Genomic DNA, 17,051 nt, shown 5'->3' with positions numbered 1-17,051 from the left:
AGAAATCCGTACGAGGAATCCGTACGTACGGAAAAGGGCGGGCCGGGGAAGAAATCCCCGGCCCGCCCTTCGGTCCGACTGCCCTGCGGCTACTGCTTACGTCGTGCGCCGCCGCCGCGACCCCGGCCGCCGCTCGCTCGGCCGTGCCACGTGCTCGCCGGCCTCCAGGGCCGACGCCCGACGGGCCGCGCCGAATTCGGCGAGAGCCTCCGCCAGCTTGTGCACCGAGGGCTCCGGCGACAGCACGTCGACCCGCAGCCCGTGCTCCTCCGCGGTCTTGGCCGTCGCAGGACCGATACACGCGATGACGGTCACGTTGTGCGGCTTCCCGGCGATGCCGACCAGGTTGCGCACCGTGCTGGACGAGGTGAAGAGAACGGCGTCGAAGCCACCGCCCTTGATCGCCTCCCGCGTGTCCGCCGGCGGCGGCGAAGCGCGCACGGTCCGGTAGGCGGTGACGTCGTCGACCTCCCACCCGAGCTCGATCAGGCCCGCGACCAGCGTCTCCGTCGCGATGTCCGCACGCGGCAGGAAGACGCGGTCGATCGGGTCGAAGACCGGGTCGTACGGCGGCCAGTCCTCAAGCAGACCGGCGGCCGACTGCTCACCGCTCGGTACGAGGTCCGGCTTCACGCCGAACTCGACCAGCGAGGCGGCCGTCTGCTCGCCCACCGCGGCGACCTTGATCCCCGCGAAGGCGCGTGCGTCGAGCCCGTACTCCTCGAACTTCTCCCGCACCGCCTTGACGGCGTTGACGGAGGTGAAGGCGATCCACTCGTAGCGTCCGGTGACCAGGCCCTTCACGGCCCGCTCCATCTGCTGCGGGGTCCGCGGCGGCTCGACCGCGATGGTCGGCACCTCGTGCGGCACCGCGCCGTACGAACGCAGCTGGTCGGAGAGCGACGCCGACTGCTCCTTCGTACGCGGCACCAGCACCCGCCATCCGAAGAGCGGCTTCGACTCGAACCACGACAGCTGGTCGCGCTGGGCTGCGGCACTGCGCGCGCCGACCACGGCTATGACGGGCTGGTGACCCTCGGGAGAGGGCAGTACCTTCGCCTGCTTGAGGACCTGGGCGACGGTGCCGAGCGTGGCGTTCCACGTGCGCTGGCGCGTGGTGGTGCCCGCGACGGTGACCGTCATCGGGGTGTCCGGCTTACGGCCCGCCGAGACCAGCTCGCCGGCCGCGGCGGCCACCGAGTCGAGCGTCGTGGAGACGACGGCCGTGGCGTCGCTCGCCCCGACCTCGGCCCAGCACCGCTCGTCGGCCGTACGGGCGTCCACGAAGCGGACGTCGGCCCCGGCCGCGTCCCGCAGCGGCACACCCGCGTAGGCGGGCACGCCGACCGCGGTGGCGACGCCGGGGACGACCTCGAAGGCGAAGCCCTCGGCCGCGCAGGCGAGCATCTCCTCGGCGGCATTGCCGTCGAGGCCGGGGTCGCCGGAGACCGCACGGACGACCCGCTTGCCGCTGCGCGCAGCCTCCATGACAAGATTGACCACGACCTTGGACGACATGGGCGTCCGGATCGCAGACGTGCCCGAAGTTACTGACGAGTCGTCAACTACGGCCAGTTGAGGCGTGCTTACGCCCGCCTTGGCATGAGCGCGTACGACGTCGAGCACTGCCGGCTCGGCGATCAGCACGTCCGCGCTCGACAGCGCCTCGACGGCGCGCAGAGTCAGCAGGCCCGGATCACCGGGGCCGGCGCCGAGGAAGGTGACGTGCCCGGGTGCGGAGAACACCGAGGACGCCGAGGATGCAGGTGTGGGGCTCAAAGTGCTCGCTCCCCCATAAGACCGGCCGCACCCTTGGCGAGCATCTCGGACGCGAGTTCGCGCCCCAGTGCCTCCGCGGCGTGGTGCGACGTGGGTACGGGACCGGTAGTGGACAGCTGCACCAGCTCGGCGCCGTCGGTCGAGCCGACAACACCACGCAGGCGCATTTCATTGACAATCTGCCCGTCAACCAAGAAGTCGGCCAGGGCACCCACAGGTGCACTGCAACCGGCCTCCAGGGCGGCGAGCAGGGCTCGCTCGGCCGTCACGGCGAACCGCGTGCGCGGGTCGTCGAGCTCGGCGAGCACGGCGGCGAGGTCGGCGTTGGTCGCCGCGCACTCGATGGCCAGCGCCCCCTGACCGGGGGCGGGCAGGCAGACGCCGGGGTCCAGGAACTCGGACACCTCGTCCACCCTGCCGATACGGCGCAGCCCGGCCGCGGCAAGAACCACCGCGTCCAGCTCACCGTTTCGTACGTATCCGACCCGGGTGTCGATGTTCCCCCGGATCGGCACAGTCTCGATCTTCATCCCGTGGCTGCGGGCGTACGCGTTCAGCTGCGCCATCCGGCGCGGCGAGCCGGTACCGACCCGCGCCCCCTCGGGCAGCTGCGCGAACGTCAGCCCGTCACGCGCCACGAGCACGTCGCGCGGGTCCTCCCGCACGGGCACGGCGGCCAGCGTCAGGTCCTCGGGCTGCGCGGTGGGCAGGTCCTTCAGCGAGTGCACGGCGAAGTCGACCTCGCCCCTCAGCAGGGCGTCGCGCAGCGCGGTGACGAAGACGCCGGTGCCGCCGATCTGCGCCAGCTGCTCCTTCGACACGTCGCCGTACGTGGTGATCTCCACCAACTCCACGTCGCGCCCGGTCAGTTGACGCACCGCCTCGGCGACGTGTCCGGACTGGGCCATGGCCAGCTTGCTGCGCCGAGTCCCCAGCTTCAAGGCCGTAGCGGCCTTAGCGGCATCAGTCATGCCCGCCCTCTCTTCGCACTCGTCGCACCGTCGGTGTCGTCTCGGTCGGCCTGCGGGCCCTTCTCGGGGCCACCCGTCTCGGGGCCGCCCTTGAGGCTGTCGGCCCTGCTCACCGCCGCGACCGTCTGCGGGTCGAGGTCGAAGAGCTCGCGCAGCGCGTCCGCGTACCCGGCGCCGCCGGGCTCGCTGGCGAGCTGCTTGACCCGTACGGTCGGCGCGTGCAGGAGCTTGTCGACCACGCGTCGTACGGTCTGCGTGATCTCCGCCCGCTGCTTCGCGTCGAGGCCGGGAAGACGGCCCTCCAGCCGGGCCACTTCATTGGCCACGACGTCTGCGGCCATGCTGCGCAGGGCGACCACGGTCGGGGTGATCTGCGCGGCCCGCTGGGCGGCGCCGAAGGCGGCCACCTCGTCGCCGACGATCGTGCGCACCCGGTCCACGTCGGCGGCCATCGGCGCATCCGCCGCGGCGTCGGCCAGGGACTCGATGTCCACCAGGTGCACGCCGTCGAGCCGGTGCGCGGCGCCGTCGATGTCGCGCGGCATCGCCAGGTCGAGCAGCGCGAGCCGCACGGCCTTCCCGCCGGCGCCCAGCGGCCTGACCCGGGGCTGCGCCTGTGCGGCGATCTCCCCGTTGTCGGCCCAGGCTCCGTGCAGTTCAAGGGAGTTGGCGTCGCTCTCGGCACGTATCTGCGGTACGTGGCCTGCTTCGGCCGTACGTACGGCCGAGCCGGTCGGCAGCCCCAGCGCACCCGCGACGTCCTCGACGGTCAGTACGAGGCCGGTCGCGCCGGTGCACGAGACGGCGACGTCGACTCGTGTCAGTTCCTGAGCCACCTCGTCCATCGGTACCGCGCGCGCGGCGCCGCCCGACTGGTTGAGGATCTCCGCGAGGCGCTCGGCGCGCTCGGCGGTCCGGTTGGCGACGACGACCTCGGCGACGCCGATCCGTACGAGCGTCGCGGCGGCGAGTGAGGACATCGAGCCCGCACCGATCACCAGCGCCCGCTTGCCGGCCGCCCATTCGGCGACCGGAGCGTCCCCGGCGAGCTGTTCGAGACCGAAGGTGACGAGCGACTGCCCGGCCCGGTCGATGCCGGTCTCGGAGTGCGCCCGCTTGCCGACCCGCAGCGCCTGCTGGAACAGGTCGTTGATCAGGCGGCCCGCGGTGTGCAGTTCCTGCCCGAGCGCGAGCGCGTCCTTGATCTGGCCGAGGATCTGCCCCTCGCCGACGACCATCGAGTCGAGGCCGCAGGCCACCGAGAAGAGGTGGTGGACGGCCCGGTCCTCGTAGTGCACGTACAGATAAGGGGTCAGCTCTTCGAGGCCCACCCCGCTGTGCTGGGCGAGCAGCGTCGACAGTTCGGCGACGCCCGCGTGGAACTTCTCCACGTCGGCGTACAGCTCGATGCGGTTGCAGGTGGCGAGCACCGTCGCCTCGGCGGCCGGCTCGGACGCGAGGGTGTCCTGCAGCAGCTTCGCCTTGGCGTCCAGTGAGAGCGAGGCGCGCTCCAGCACGCTGACGGGCGCGCTGCGGTGGCTCAGCCCGACGACCAGAAGACTCATGCCGGCATCACGGCGGGCACGTCGCCGTCGGGTCCCTTCCGGTTCGGGCCCTCGCTCGGGCCGTCGTTCTGGCCCTCGGCGGCGGCGCGCGCGGCGGGGGGCAGCAGGGCGGCAGCGGCGGCTTCGGCGTCGCCGGCCTTGCGCTGCTCGTGGAAGGCGAGGATCTGCAGCTCGATCGACAGGTCGACCTTCCGCACGTCCACCCCCTCCGGCACCTGGAGCACCGTCGGCGCGAAGTTGAGGATCGAGGTGACGCCCGCGGCGATCAGCCGCTCGCTGACCTGCTGGGCGGCGCCCGCCGGAGTCGCGATGACCCCGATGGACACACCGTTCTCAGCGATGATCTTCTCCAGCTCGTCCGTGTGCTGGACGGGCATCCCGGCGACCGGCTTCCCGGCCATCGCGGGATCGGCGTCGATCAGCGCGGCGACCCGGAACCCGCGGGAGGCGAAACCGCCGTAATTGGCGAGCGCGGCGCCGAGGTTGCCGATGCCGACGATGACCACGGGCCAGTCCTGGGTCAGGCCCAGTTCGCGCGAGATCTGGTAGACGAGGTACTCGACGTCGTAGCCGACCCCGCGCGTCCCGTAGGAGCCCAGGTACGAGAAGTCCTTCCGCAGCTTCGCGGAGTTGACCCCCGCGGCTGCGGCGAGTTCCTCCGACGACACGGTCGGGACCGAGCGCTCGGAGAGCGCGGTCAGGGCGCGCAAGTACAGCGGAAGGCGGGCGACGGTGGCCTCGGGAATGCCTCGGCTACGGGTCGCCGGTCGGTGAGTTCGGCCAGTTGCCACGGTGCTCCTGCGGGATGAGCGGGGCTGTAGGCGGCCGTATGTCCCAAGGCCGCCCCGTCGGATGCAGGCTATGTCTTTGTGAACGCGTGCACAAAGATTGTGTCCGATTTGTCCAAGCAAAGTGACCGGGGTCACGCGTTCACGCCGCGTCACCCTGGAACCGGAACACGCACGGTGACGTCGCGATTCCATCGGGGGCAAACCGGTACACACTCCTCACAAGCCAGCCCCCAACTCAACCCAAACCGCCCCCGATGGTACGCGGCATCCCTGCGGCCCCAAGCCCCTGAGGCCGGCGCAGCCGCGCCTTCAGGGGCGCGGGGAACGGCGCGACCAGCCACGACGTGCCCGCACATTCCAGCCCCCTACCCCCCAAGCTCCCGCCGCAGCCGCCCCGCGTCCACCTTCCAGAACGTGTGCTGCTCCCCGTCCACCAGCACCACCGGAATCTGCTCCCAGTACTGCCGGTACAACTCCGCGTCCACGGAGATGTCCTTCTCCTCCCAGCGCACCCCCAACTCCCCGCACACCGCCCCGACGACCCCCCGTGCGTCGTCGCACAGATGGCAGCCGGGCTTGCCGATCAGCGTGACGAGACGCTCACCGGGCTCCTTCTTCTTACGTCGCAGCAGAGGGCTCATCCCCCCATTCTGACCGCCCTCCGGCACGCCCCGGGCGGCGCCGTAACGGACCGGACGCGGAGAGTTCACACCCTTGCATCCCACCGGCTCCGGAAGTCCCGAACAGAATGGCTATGCTCACGACATGGCCGCACTGGGATGGCTCACCCCCCGTAGGCGCTCCGCGACCGCACGGAGCGTGCTGGCGGGCGAGGCTGCAGCCGAAGCAGCACGCAAGTCGTCACAGGAACTCGAAGAGCTGGAGGCGGCCCGCGCCGCCGAGCCCGAAAGCCCGGACGAAGCCGCCGGGCCTTCCGAACCAGAGTTCCCGGTCCCCGGCGACACCAAGGCCGCCGCCTTCTTCGACCTCGACAACACCGTCATGCAGGGCGCCGCGATCTTCCACTTCGGCCGCGGCCTCTACAAGCGGAAGTTCTTCGAGCGCCAGGAACTCGTCCGCTTCGCCTGGCAGCAGGCCTGGTTCCGGCTCGCCGGCGTCGAGGACCCCGAGCACATGCAGGACGCCCGCGAGAGCGCCCTGTCCATCGTGAAGGGCCACAAGGTCTCCGAGCTGATGACCATCGGCGAGGAGATCTACGACGAGTACATGGCCGAGCGCATCTGGCCCGGCACCCGCGCCCTCGCCCAGGCCCACCTCGACGCGGGCCAGAAGGTCTGGCTGGTGACGGCCGCCCCCGTCGAGACGGCCACGATCATCGCCCGCCGCCTCGGCCTCACCGGCGCGCTGGGCACGGTCGCCGAGTCCCACGACGGCATCTACACCGGCCGCCTCGTCGGCGAACCCCTGCACGGCCCCGCGAAGGCCGAGGCAGTCCGCGCCCTGGCCGCCGCCGAGGGCCTCGACCTCACCCGCTGCGCCGCGTACAGCGACAGCCACAACGACATCCCGATGCTCTCGCTCGTCGGCCACCCGTACGCGATCAATCCGGACGCCAAGCTCCGCAGGCACGCCCGCGAACGCGACTGGCGGCTGCGCGACTACCGCACAGGACGCAAGGCCGCGAAGGTCGGCATCCCGGCCGCGGCCGGCGTCGGCGCCCTCGCGGGCGGCACCGCCGCAGCCCTCGCGCTGCACCGCCGCCGCCGCTGACACCCCCCGCTTCCCCTTTCCCCCTTTCGTACGAATTTCATACGAAGAAGGGCCGGGCGCACCCCGCTTGAGGGGGGCGCGCCCGGCCCTTTTCCGTACGCCGGGCATTCCCCGGGTCTTACCCGCCACGCGCCCCGGCCAGTCGTCCTGTCTGCACTCGGCCACAACAGATCCCGCATTCAGGCAGATCGCGACCCGATCCGATCAAGAAGTAGTCACTATCTGCTACTTGTTCCGTCACTTAGACGCTACAGAAGCGACGGAAACGGTGATTTGAGCAACTGGGTGTAGCGCTGCCTGTACGAAGCGTTATTCTCCTCAGACGCATTCCGGAACCCATTCATCAGCATCACGAGTGAACAGTCCGGCACTGCACGTGATGGAAGCTCTGCCTCTGGGAGTCCCGTGTACCCACACGTCGGGGTTGACGCCTCGGGCCTGGCTACGCTGCGCGCAACGGTCATCGACCGCCTGCGCGGCTTCGTCCCCACCGCGTACGCCGTCCCCGCCTATGCCACCCCTGTAGCCGCACGCCCGTGCTACGCCCTCGCCGACGGCGGTGCCGCCGTCGGCAGACGCAGCCGCGGCACCGGCGGCTCGGGCTCCGGCACGTCCACCGTCCGTCGGCCCACCGCCGACAGCGACAGCGCACGCATGATGGACCTCGTCGAGCGGGCGCAGGGCGGCGAGGCCGAGGCCTTCGGCCGCCTCTACGACCAGTACAGCGACACGGTCTACCGCTACATCTACTACCGCGTCGGCGGAAAGGCGACGGCAGAAGACCTGACCAGCGAGACGTTCCTGCGCGCCCTGCGGAGGATCTCCACCTTCACCTGGCAGGGCCGTGATTTCGGCGCCTGGCTGGTCACCATCGCCCGGAACCTGGTCGCGGACCACTTCAAATCGAGCAGGTTCAGACTCGAAGTGACCACGGGCGAAATGCTCGACGCCAATGAAGTCGAGCGAAGTCCGGAGGACTCCGTCCTGGAGTCGCTCTCCAACGCGGCCCTCCTGGAAGCCGTGCGAAAGCTCAACCCGCAGCAGCAGGAGTGCGTCACACTCCGCTTCCTGCAAGGGCTCTCGGTCGCCGAGACCGCCCGCGTCATGGGCAAGAACGAGGGTGCCATCAAGACCCTCCAGTACCGGGCCGTCCGCACCCTGGCGCGGCTGCTCCCCGACGACGCCCGGTAGGACATCTCTCGACGACGCCCGGTGATCGTTCGATCACCGGGCGTCGAAGTTCGCGCGCAATCCTGCACAAGTGGCAGTCGGATCATCTTTCGTCCGTAACCCAAGTGCCCAGAGGCTCGTTGTGCGGAATGCAGGCTCCCTGCGGTCACGCCATGCCCGCAGCCACTCGCCCAATCGTGTGGACGCACTCATGGCGTGCAACCTTCCGGACCACCCGGGGAGTCGATCGTCATGACGAGAGGAGGTGCCGCCAGTGATCGCAAATGTATCGGCGTACCGGCGGGCCAACGCCTTCGCCCAGGCCCTGGAGGACCAGGAACTCCAGGGCACGGCGGCCGAACAGCCCGAAGGTACGGCCGGAGCAGCCGAAAGGCCTGCTGACCAGGGAGCACTGCTGTCCCTTGTCACAGGTCTGGGCGGCCTGCCCGCACCGGAAATGGACCCCGAGGTCAAAGTGGTGCAACGAGCCCAGCTCGTCGCCGCCATGGAAGCCATGATGCTGGAAGGCACCGCAGCGGGCCCCACGGGTCCTCACGTGCCCGAGCAGCGCACCGGACGAGGCGCCCACCGGGCCGCCGCACTCCGGAAACTGAGCCCACGCTCCCGCTGGTCGAAAGGCCTGGCGGCGGGCGGACTCACCGTGGGTGTGGTCGGCGGAGCCTTCGGCGGCGTAGCCGCTGCCAGCTCCAACGCCCTCCCCGGTGATTCGCTGTACGGGCTCAAGCGCGGCATGGAAGATCTGAAGCTCACCATGGCGGACGACGAGTCCGACCGGGGCCAGATCTACCTCGACCAGGCGTCCACCAGGCTCCAGGAGGCCCGACGCCTCATGGACCGGGGCAGAGCAGCCGACCTCGACCACGAGCAACTGGGTGAAGTACGACGCACGTTGACCGGGATGAAGCACGACGTCGGCGAGGGCCACCGGCTCCTCCACGAGGCGTACGAGAGAGACGGAAACATTGGCCCCATTCAGGCCCTGAACGCCTTCGCCCAGTCCCACCGCGACAGCTGGAGCAGTCTGCGCGGCCTGCTGCCCGCCCAACTGGGCGACGTGGGCTCGCAGGTGAGCTCGGTCTTCGACGCCATAGACCAGGAGGTCGGACCGCTGCGGTCGCTGCTGCCCAAGCCCCCGCAGTCGGACCAGAAGCCGGCTGCCCCGGGCACCCACAAGGACCGCCCAGGCACTCCCCGCTCGAACGACGGGACGCGCCCCGCCGCCCCCGGCTCCACCCCCGGCAGCCCCCACCAGGGCCGGCCGGGCAGTCCACCGCCCGCGACCTCCGACGGCAAGCCGTCCGAAGGCCTGATCGGCGGTGCGGGCGACCTGCTGGACCCCCCGGCCCACCGTCCCGCCCCGCCCGTGACACCCGGCAAGCCCGGCAGCCCCGGCAAGCCGACCGTCCCCGACGTCACGATCCCGCCCATCCTTCCGGACGTACTCCCGGGCCTGGGCATCGACGGCGAGGACACCGAGTAGCAACAACTGCCGTGCGGCGGCGGCCGGTTCACACTCTTCGCGCTCAGTACGAGAAGTACGAGAATTCGTACTAGAAGAACACCGACCGCCGCCGCACCAGCAGTTCATACAGGGTGTGCTGGATCTGCTCGCGGACCTGGTCCGTCAGGTTGAACATCAGCATCGGATCCTCCGCCGCCTCCGCCGAGTACCCCTTGGTCTCGATCGGTTCGCCGAACTGGATCGTCCACTTCGTCGGCAGCGGCACCGCCCCCAACGGCCCCAGCCACGGGAACGTCGGCGTGATCGGGAAGTACGGAAAGCCCAGCACCCGGGCCAGCGTCTTCGCGTTCCCGATCATCGGGTAGATCTCTTCCGCGCCCACGATCGAGCACGGCACAATCGGCGCCCCCGCCCGCAACGCGGTCGACACGAAGCCGCCCCGCCCGAACCGCTGCAGCTTGTAGCGGTCACTGAACGGCTTCCCGATCCCCTTGAACCCCTCGGGCATCACCCCGACCAGTTCGCCGCGCTCCAGCAGCGCCTGCGCGTCCTCGGCGCACGCCAGCGTGTGCCCGGCCTTGCGCGCCAGCTCGTTCACCACCGGCAGTACGAAGACGAGGTCGGCGGCCAGCAGCCGCAGGTGCCGCCCCGCCGGATGCTCGTCGTGCACCGCCGCCTGGAGCATCAGCCCGTCCAGCGGCAGCGTCCCGGAGTGGTTGGCGACGATCAGTGCCCCGCCCTCGGCGGGGACGTTCTCGATGCCCTTCACCTCCACCCGGAAGTACTTCTCGTAGAACGGCCTGATCATCGACATCAGGACCTGGTCGGTGAGCTCCTTGTCGTACCCGAACTCGTCGACCTCGTAGTCCCCGGTGATCCGCCGCCGCAGGAAGGCGAGACCGCCCGCGATTCGCCGGTCCCAGCCGCCGCCCTGCTCGACGGGCGCCTCGGGAGCCGCCGTGGGAGCCTCGGGGGACGTCCCCTGCTGTTCCGGTACGGGCGCGAGCGCGGCGCCCCCGCCGCCCGCCGCGGACCCGCCCTTCCGGCTGCCGCCGCGCTTCCCCGAGGCCGGGCGCGCGGCCCCCGCGCCCCGCCGCGACCGCGGCTCGTCGCCGAAGGGGATGACCTTGGCATCGGCCATGTCAGATGCGCTCCTTGGGTTCCGTACGGTCCTGACTGTTCTGGCGGCCCTGGCCGTGCTGACGGTCCTGGCTGTCCCTGCGGCCCTGGCCGTCCTGGCCGTCCTGGCGGTCCTGGCTGTTCCGGCGTACGAACGCGGCTGCCCGGTCCACCGCGGACGCCAGCACCTCGGGCGGCAGCAGCCCGCCGCCCCGGCTGCGCGCGAAGTCCGCGAAGGTCTCAAGGGTCGTGTACTTGGGTTCAAAGCCGAGCGTCTCGCGCATCTGCGTGGTCCGCACCACCCGCCCGTGCGTCAGCAGCCGGATCTGCTCGGGCGAGAAGTCGCTCATCCCCACCGTCCGCAGCGCGGTCCCCACCCACCGTACGGCGGGCAGCAGGAACGGCACCGTCGGCCGCCCCAGCCTGCGCGCACACTGCGAAAGCAGCAGCACGCCGTCGCCCGCAATGTTGAAGGTCCCGCTGTTGAGCGTGGCCCGCCGGGGCTCGTGCGCGGCGATCCGCAGCACCTCCACCACGTCGTCCTCGTGCACGAACTGGAGCCTCGGGTCGTACCCGAGCACCGTCGGCATCGCGGGCAGCGAGAAGTAGTCGGCGAGCGGGGAGTCCGCACACGGCCCCAGGATGTTCGCGAACCGCAGCACACACACCGCCACGTCGGGCCGCCGCCGCGCGAAGCCCCGCACATACCCCTCGACCTCGACGGCGTCCTTCGCGAAGCCGCCGCTGGGCAGCGCCTTCGGCGACGTCGTCTCGGTGAAGACGGCCGGATCCCGCGGCGCGGACCCGTACACGCTCGTACTGGACTTCACGACCAGGCGCCGCACGGTCGGCGACTTCTGGCACGCGCCGAGCAGCTGCATGGTGCCGATGACATTGGTCTCCTTGACCGTGGTCCGGCCGCCGCCGCCGGCCAGCGGGGTCCCGGTCACGTCCATGTGGACGACCGTGTCGACCCCGTACTCGGCGAGAATCCGTGCGATCGCGGGCTGCCGGATGTCCGCCCGTACGAAATCCGCCCCGCCGAGATGGTGCTCGGGCGGAATGGCGTCGACCCCGATCACCCGGTCCACCTCGGGGTCCCGCTGCACGCGCCGCACGAAGCGGCCCCCCAGCTGCCGGGCCACACCTGTGACGAGCACGACCTTGCCCAAGATCAGCGCCTTCCCTCGGTCTCCCCGGGTCCCCGTGGTCTCCCCGGGCCCCTGAGGGCCACCGTAGCGCCTGGATGTTGCGCTGTGATGACCGCAGGCCGCTCTCGGCCACGGCCCCCGTAAACGCAGAACGGCCCCTCTGCCATCACTGGCAGAGGGGCCGTTCCTTTATTGCGTACAGCTGCCGCTTACTTCTTGTTGCGACGCTGAACGCGAGTGCGCTTCAGCAGCTTGCGGTGCTTCTTCTTAGCCATCCGCTTGCGCCGCTTCTTAATGACAGAGCCCACGACTACCCTCGCTCACTACTCGGAACACCTCCGCGTCAGCGGAGATCGGTGCGGGGCGTCTGGGCCCACACGACCTAGCAAGGGCCTAGCCTAACCCGCCACCGAGTGAGTGACGTAATCCGAGGTGAATCTAGGCCGTCTCCACCCCCACGAAGGACTCCCGGAGGTACTCGTGCACCGCTTGCTCCGGGACCCGGAAGGACCTGCCCACCCGGATCGCCGGCAGATGACCGCTGTGCACCAAGCGGTACACGGTCATCTTCGACACTCGCATCACCGAGGCGACTTCCGCCACGGTCAGAAACTTGACCTCGTTGAGAGGCCTCTCGCCTGAAGCAGTCATGACCCACCTGTACCTTCCGCACATGACGCGCACCGGCTTCCCCTTCCGGTGACTCTTCGTCGCTGTGCGCTCACTCCCCAGACTAGGGGCGTGTGATGCGAGTGGGGAAGAGGAGATGCGATCGGCCCGCTACCGTGACAGACACGCTCGATTGAGTACATAGCGAGTAAGCGGTCGGTAGTAATCAGACCGCACACCGTCATCAAGTGGAACGACCACGGACACCCGCCCCTCCTCCTGTCCGACGAACAGCGCGGGGTCGTCGACATCCGCCAGACCGATCGCCTCAAACCCCAGCTGACCTGCACCGCAGACCCATCCGTGGTCCCCCACGACCAGCCCGGGAAGCGGCCCTCCACCCTCGGCCGCAGCCTCCAGAACCACCCGAACCGGGAGCGGCGAATGGGAGTGCACGCCGGTGCCACTCCCGCTCCCCCGCGCGCCGGGTTCACGCACCAGCGCGACTCCCCGTACGTAGTCAAGGTTGTACGTACGTACGCCGAACCGGGTCGTTATGTCGACACGATGCCCCTGCGCGGGGGTGAGCACTTCACACCCCGCCGCCGACAAAGCGTCTGCCAACCCGCCGTAGAACCCCGTCAGCCGGTGCGGATGTCCGGTCCCGAACAACACCGGAAGCCCCTTCGCGGCCGCCTCGCCCACCCGCTTCGCAAAGGCATCGAGCGCCACCAACGTCCGTTCCGGATCAATGACATCGGGCCCCACCCGATATCCCGGATCCGCCGACACCCCACACCTCTCCGCCATCAATTCCAACAACTCCCCCTCCCCCCACCCCCGTTCGGGCTCAAGGCCCAACAACACCCGCGGATCCCCCGCCCCGAACGCCCGATAGCTCCGCAGACTCACCTCCCGCGAAGTAGCCACGACCCCCGCCAACCCGGCCTGCACCAGATGCGCCTTGAGCGCCCCACTCCTCAACACCCCACCATGCTCCCGAACCCCCCACCCCCTGTCCCCAAAACCCCACCCCCCCAACACCCTTGGCCTAACCCCCTCTCCCCACCCCCCTGGCCCCCTAGCCCTCTTGGGCAGCGGGGCCGCCCCTTCCCCCTCCCCGGCCCTCTAGCCCTCTCTTGGGCAGCGGGGGCCGCCCCCACCCCCTAGCCCCCTTGGGCAGCGGCGCCACCCCTCCACCCCTCACCCCCTGCCCCCTAGCCCCCTAGCCCCCTTGGGCAGCGGGGCCGCCCCCCGGGGGCGGAACGGGTGGGCAAGGGGGCGGCCCCCACGCGGAGCCCGCCCCCTCGCTCCGGCCCACGCTCGCCCCGCTAGCCGGCACACCGCACGGGGGCGCCGGAGGGCCGAACAGCCCTCAAGCAGACCCCCGCCCCCACCCCCTACGCCCACAACCCCCTCAACGGAAACACCGCCCTGCGAGCCGCCACCACCGCCTGATCCACCCGATCCGCCGGGTCGTACCCCTCGTCCCACCCCCGCCAGGCCACCGTCCGCCCATCCGTCATCCGCCCCGGTCCCCACTCCCGCGTCAGCGCGTACACCTGGTCCTTCCAGCCAGCCGGAATCACCGACTCCGGCTCAACCGGCCGATGCGCCGCGATCCCCACCAGATGCGTCCACGACCGCGGCACCACGTCCACCACCGCGTATCCCCCGCCCCCGAGGGCGACCCACCGCGCCCCCTCCACGTACTCGTGAGCCAGCTCATGACAGGCCGCCTGCACCGCCCGCTGCGCATCCAGCGACACCGTCAAATGCGCCAGCGGATCCTCGAAGTGCGTATCCGCCCCGTGCTGCGACACCAGCACCTGTGGCCGGAAATCAGCCAACAGCTCGGGCACCACCGCGTGGAAGGCCCGAAGCCACCCCGCGTCCCCCGTCCCCGCCGGCAGCGCCACATTCACGGCGCTCCCCGCCCCGGCCCCCTCGCCCCCGGTCTCCTGGGGCCACCCCGTCCCCGGAAACAACATCCTCGGGTGCTCGTGCAACGAGATCGTCAGCACGCGCGGATCGTCCCAGAAGGCCGTCTGCACACCGTCCCCGTGATGCACATCCACATCGACGTACGCGACCCGCTCGACGCCCTTCTCCAACAGCCGCGCGATCGCCAGCGCCGCATCGTTGTACACGCAGAATCCCGCCGCCGCCCCGGGCATCGCATGGTGCATCCCACCGGCGAAGTTCACCGCGTGCGACGCGTCCCCACGCCACACCGCCTCCGCCGCCCCCACCGACAGCCCGGCGATCAACGCAGCGGCCTCGTGCATCCCCACGAAGGCCGGATCGTCCTCGGTCCCCAGCCCGTACCGCGGATCCGCGTCCTGCGGCGACTTCGACGCCGCCCGCACCGCCGCGATGTAGTCCTCCCGGTGCACCAGCTGCAACGTGGAGTCCCCCGCCGGCGGCGCGGCCACCACCTCGACCGCCCCATCGAGCCCGTAGGCCCGCACCAGCCCCATGGTCAGCTCAAGCCTGACCGGGTCCATCGGATGGTGCTTCCCGAAGTTGTACGCCGTGACGGCGTCATCCCACATCAACAGTGCGCGGCCGCTCATGCCCGCCACCGTATCGGTCGCCCTCCGCCTCGAACGACCGGGCGTACACCAGCGTCAGGAGCACCAGAACCGTCGGCACGAGCATCGCCCCCCGGTAGTTCCACGCATCCCCGATCGCCCCCACCAACGGCGACCCGACCAGGAATCCCACGTAGTTGAAGACGTTCAGCCGGGCCACCGCCACATCGCTGTGGGCCGGGAACATCCGCCCCGCCGCCGCGAAGGTCTGCGGAACGATCACGCACAAGCCGAGCCCCAGCAGCGTGAATCCAGCCATCCCCATCCACGCCCCGGAAGCCGCCGCCACCACCCCGAACCCCACAGCGGCAACAACAGCCCCGCACCGCACCACCGCCACCGCTCCGAACCGCCGCACCCCGAAGTCCCCCACGGCCCGCCCCAGCAGCGTCGTCACCATGTAGACGTTGTACGGAACGGTCGCCAGCGCCTCCGACGAACCCAGCACGTCCTGCAGGTACTTGGCGCTCCAGTTCGAAACCGTCGAGTCCCCGATGTACGCAAAAGCCATCACCATGCACAGCGGCAGCAACAGCTTGAACGAGAAGGCCCCCGCCCCCTTCGCCCCCTCCTTCGCCCCCACCTTCGCCGCTTCCTTCGCACCGGCAGCAACAGCCTCCTGCCCCTCCCCCGTCACCGCCACCGCGTCCACGTACCACCGGCTCCCCACCAGCACCACGGGCACCAGCACACACACCACCGGCAGGTACGACACCAGGAGCGACAGCTCCCAGTGCGCCCCCACCCAGGCCAGCGAGGCCCCGGCGATCCCACCGAGGCTGTACGTCGCGTGGAATCCGAGCATGATGCTGCGCCCGTACGCCCGCTGGAGGCTCACCCCGAGCATGTTCATCGAGGCGTCCAGCATGCCCACCGCGAGGCCGAACACCCCGAGCGCCAGTGCCACGTGCCACATCTCGCGGCCCGCCCCCACGCCGAGGAGGGCGAGCAGCACGACCGGCTGGGACCACCGCAGCACCCGCGCAGGCCCGACCCGTTTCGCGAGCGCCTCGGCGGCGAAGCTCCCCGCCCCGGCCAGGATCGGCACTGCGGCCAGGAAGATCGGGAGCACCGCGTCCGACATCCCGTACTGCTTCTGCAGCGCCGGTATTCGAGTCACGAGGATCGCGAAGGCCAGGCCCTGCGCGAAGAAGCTCAACGCCAAGGAAGCCCTGCCGTGCCGCAGGCGCGCATCTGTCATGAACGGTGAGCGTACGACCCCGGCCTACCCATGGGTAGATGGATCACGCACCCAATCCCGGCCGGACCCCCGCCACTCTCAGCCGAGCAGCCCGAGCAGTTCCTTCATGTCCGAGAAGTACCCGTTGGCTCCGGCCAGCCGTTCGGCGGGCGTCATGGCGGTGAATCCGTACACGTCCATCCCGGCGGCCCGCGCGGCCTGCACTCCGAGCGGACTGTCCTCGACGACCACGCACCGCTCGGGCGCCACCCCCATTTGATCGGCGGCGTGCAGGAAGAGGTCCGGCGCCGGCTTTCCCTTGCCGACGTCCTCGGAGCTGAACACCCATTCCTCCTCGAACCACTCGTCGAGCCCGGTCTTCCGGTGCCCGGCCCTGATCCGGTCGTGACTTCCGGAGGAGGCCACGCAGTACGTCACCCCGTCGGCGACCAGGCTGCCCAGTACGTCTTCCGCTCCAGGCACGGGCCGGAGCTCCCGCTCGAAGCCGGCCACGATTCTCTGGTGCAGCGTCTGCTCGAAGTCCGCCGGAAGTTCCTGCCCGGTCCTCTCCCTGACGAGGTCCTGCACCCGGTGCACGGCGGCCCCCATGTAGTCCCGCAGGGACTCGTCGTACGTCGTGGGGTGCCCGAGCTCGGTCAGGTAGCCCGAGAGAATCGTGTTGGAGATCGGCTCGCTGTCCACCAGGACGCCGTCGTTGTCGAAGATCACCAGTTCGTAGCGCATGACTCGACCATAAACGCAAAAAAGCCGCTGCCCCCGAGTCAACAGACTCGGGGGCAGCGGCTTTTTAAAAATTGTTCGGCGGCGTCCTACTCTCCCACAGGGTCCCCCCTGCAGTACCATCGGCGCGGAAAGGCTTAGCTTCCGGGTTCGGAATGTAACCGGGC

Annotated in this window: 16 protein-coding genes and 1 rRNA gene; 3 read left to right on the top strand and 14 right to left on the bottom strand. The window is 70.2% G+C overall.

Going from position 1 to position 17,051, the window contains the following annotated elements:
- Window positions 1-96 precede the first annotated feature (96 nt).
- The 5 genes from AB0D18_RS14310 to AB0D18_RS14290 form a co-directional block, all read right to left on the bottom strand.
- On the bottom strand, window positions 97-1,779 hold the full coding sequence (locus AB0D18_RS14310) for a bifunctional uroporphyrinogen-III C-methyltransferase/uroporphyrinogen-III synthase (protein WP_362416775.1): 1,683 nt from the start codon (window positions 1,777-1,779) through the stop codon (window positions 97-99).
- Complete coding sequence (gene hemC, locus AB0D18_RS14305; protein ID WP_362416772.1) at window positions 1,776-2,750, bottom strand: hydroxymethylbilane synthase; 975 nt, start codon at window positions 2,748-2,750, stop codon at window positions 1,776-1,778. Before hemC ends, AB0D18_RS14310 begins: the two co-directional genes overlap by 4 nt.
- Window positions 2,747-4,315, bottom strand: a complete 1,569-nt coding sequence (locus AB0D18_RS14300; protein WP_362416769.1) for a glutamyl-tRNA reductase — start codon at window positions 4,313-4,315, stop codon at window positions 2,747-2,749. The genes hemC and AB0D18_RS14300 overlap by 4 nt, the downstream gene beginning before the upstream one ends.
- The gene (locus AB0D18_RS14295; protein ID WP_362416766.1) at window positions 4,312-5,106 is read right to left on the bottom strand and encodes a redox-sensing transcriptional repressor Rex; all 795 of its coding nucleotides are present in this window, start codon (window positions 5,104-5,106) and stop codon (window positions 4,312-4,314) included. The genes AB0D18_RS14300 and AB0D18_RS14295 overlap by 4 nt, the downstream gene beginning before the upstream one ends.
- 365 nt (window positions 5,107-5,471) lie before the next feature.
- Complete coding sequence (locus tag AB0D18_RS14290) at window positions 5,472-5,747, bottom strand: glutaredoxin family protein (protein WP_362416763.1); 276 nt, start codon at window positions 5,745-5,747, stop codon at window positions 5,472-5,474.
- Window positions 5,748-5,871: 124 nt separating this feature from the next.
- On the opposite strand from AB0D18_RS14290, the gene AB0D18_RS14285 reads away from it, so the two are divergent.
- The 3 genes from AB0D18_RS14285 (at window position 5,872) to AB0D18_RS14275 (ending at window position 9,508) form a co-directional block, all read left to right on the top strand.
- A complete protein-coding gene (locus AB0D18_RS14285; protein WP_362416760.1) occupies window positions 5,872-6,837 on the top strand; it encodes an HAD-IB family hydrolase in 966 nt (321 codons plus the stop codon).
- Between the two features lie 405 nt (window positions 6,838-7,242).
- Window positions 7,243-8,028 (top strand): ECF subfamily RNA polymerase sigma factor, BldN family, encoded by a 786-nt coding sequence (locus AB0D18_RS14280; protein WP_362416757.1) that lies wholly within the window; start codon window positions 7,243-7,245, stop codon window positions 8,026-8,028.
- A gap of 253 nt (window positions 8,029-8,281) precedes the next feature.
- On the top strand, window positions 8,282-9,508 hold the full coding sequence (locus AB0D18_RS14275) for a DUF5667 domain-containing protein (RefSeq protein WP_362416755.1): 1,227 nt from the start codon (window positions 8,282-8,284) through the stop codon (window positions 9,506-9,508).
- Window positions 9,509-9,578: 70 nt separating this feature from the next.
- On the opposite strand, the gene AB0D18_RS14270 is transcribed toward AB0D18_RS14275, so the two are convergent.
- From AB0D18_RS14270 to rrf, 9 genes are all read right to left on the bottom strand, one after another.
- Window positions 9,579-10,631, bottom strand: a complete 1,053-nt coding sequence (locus AB0D18_RS14270) for a lysophospholipid acyltransferase family protein (protein ID WP_362416752.1) — start codon at window positions 10,629-10,631, stop codon at window positions 9,579-9,581.
- A 1-nt stretch (window position 10,632) separates the two neighbouring features.
- A complete protein-coding gene (locus AB0D18_RS14265) occupies window positions 10,633-11,781 on the bottom strand; it encodes an NAD-dependent epimerase/dehydratase family protein (RefSeq protein WP_362416749.1) in 1,149 nt (382 codons plus the stop codon).
- A gap of 188 nt (window positions 11,782-11,969) precedes the next feature.
- On the bottom strand, window positions 11,970-12,068 hold the full coding sequence (locus tag AB0D18_RS14260) for an AURKAIP1/COX24 domain-containing protein (RefSeq protein ID WP_003948845.1): 99 nt from the start codon (window positions 12,066-12,068) through the stop codon (window positions 11,970-11,972).
- Between the two features lie 130 nt (window positions 12,069-12,198).
- Complete coding sequence (locus AB0D18_RS14255) at window positions 12,199-12,411, bottom strand: helix-turn-helix domain-containing protein (protein ID WP_185027739.1); 213 nt, start codon at window positions 12,409-12,411, stop codon at window positions 12,199-12,201.
- 129 nt (window positions 12,412-12,540) lie between these two features.
- Window positions 12,541-13,356 carry a phosphatase gene (locus AB0D18_RS14250; RefSeq protein ID WP_362416746.1) on the bottom strand — a complete coding sequence of 272 codons (816 nt, stop codon included), beginning with the start codon at window positions 13,354-13,356 and terminating at the stop codon, window positions 12,541-12,543.
- A gap of 413 nt (window positions 13,357-13,769) precedes the next feature.
- Window positions 13,770-14,945 carry an acetoin utilization protein AcuC gene (locus AB0D18_RS14245; RefSeq protein ID WP_362416744.1) on the bottom strand — a complete coding sequence of 392 codons (1,176 nt, stop codon included), beginning with the start codon at window positions 14,943-14,945 and terminating at the stop codon, window positions 13,770-13,772.
- Window positions 14,914-16,164, bottom strand: a complete 1,251-nt coding sequence (locus AB0D18_RS14240; protein WP_362416741.1) for an MFS transporter — start codon at window positions 16,162-16,164, stop codon at window positions 14,914-14,916. The genes AB0D18_RS14245 and AB0D18_RS14240 overlap by 32 nt, the downstream gene beginning before the upstream one ends.
- A gap of 78 nt (window positions 16,165-16,242) precedes the next feature.
- Window positions 16,243-16,887, bottom strand: coding sequence for an HAD family hydrolase (locus AB0D18_RS14235; protein WP_362416738.1), 645 nt, complete (start codon window positions 16,885-16,887; stop codon window positions 16,243-16,245).
- A 73-nt stretch (window positions 16,888-16,960) separates the two neighbouring features.
- Window positions 16,961-17,051: ribosomal RNA gene (gene rrf, locus AB0D18_RS14230) — 5S ribosomal RNA — on the bottom strand; the annotation flags it as partial.

This window comes from Streptomyces sp. NPDC048442 (genome assembly GCF_040651475.1).
Classification (GTDB): Bacteria; Actinomycetota; Actinomycetes; order Streptomycetales; family Streptomycetaceae; genus Streptomyces.
This window is presented reverse-complemented; position numbering and strand designations above follow the sequence as displayed.

What these genes read in the sequence shown, in the direction of transcription:
- hemC (WP_362416772.1), bottom strand. Translation starts at nt 2,750, where the DNA reads ATGACTGATGCCGCTAAGGCCGCTACGGCCTTGAAGCTGGGGACTCGG.
- AB0D18_RS14300 (WP_362416769.1), bottom strand. Translation starts at nt 4,315, where the DNA reads ATGAGTCTTCTGGTCGTCGGGCTGAGCCACCGCAGCGCGCCCGTCAGC.
- AB0D18_RS14290 (WP_362416763.1), bottom strand. Translation starts at nt 5,747, where the DNA reads ATGAGCCCTCTGCTGCGACGTAAGAAGAAGGAGCCCGGTGAGCGTCTC.
- AB0D18_RS14285 (WP_362416760.1), top strand. Translation starts at nt 5,872, where the DNA reads ATGGCCGCACTGGGATGGCTCACCCCCCGTAGGCGCTCCGCGACCGCA.
- AB0D18_RS14270 (WP_362416752.1), bottom strand. Translation starts at nt 10,631, where the DNA reads ATGGCCGATGCCAAGGTCATCCCCTTCGGCGACGAGCCGCGGTCGCGG.
- AB0D18_RS14255 (WP_185027739.1), bottom strand. Translation starts at nt 12,411, where the DNA reads ATGACTGCTTCAGGCGAGAGGCCTCTCAACGAGGTCAAGTTTCTGACC.
- AB0D18_RS14245 (WP_362416744.1), bottom strand. Translation starts at nt 14,945, where the DNA reads ATGAGCGGCCGCGCACTGTTGATGTGGGATGACGCCGTCACGGCGTAC.
- AB0D18_RS14240 (WP_362416741.1), bottom strand. Translation starts at nt 16,164, where the DNA reads ATGACAGATGCGCGCCTGCGGCACGGCAGGGCTTCCTTGGCGTTGAGC.
- AB0D18_RS14235 (WP_362416738.1), bottom strand. Translation starts at nt 16,887, where the DNA reads ATGCGCTACGAACTGGTGATCTTCGACAACGACGGCGTCCTGGTGGAC.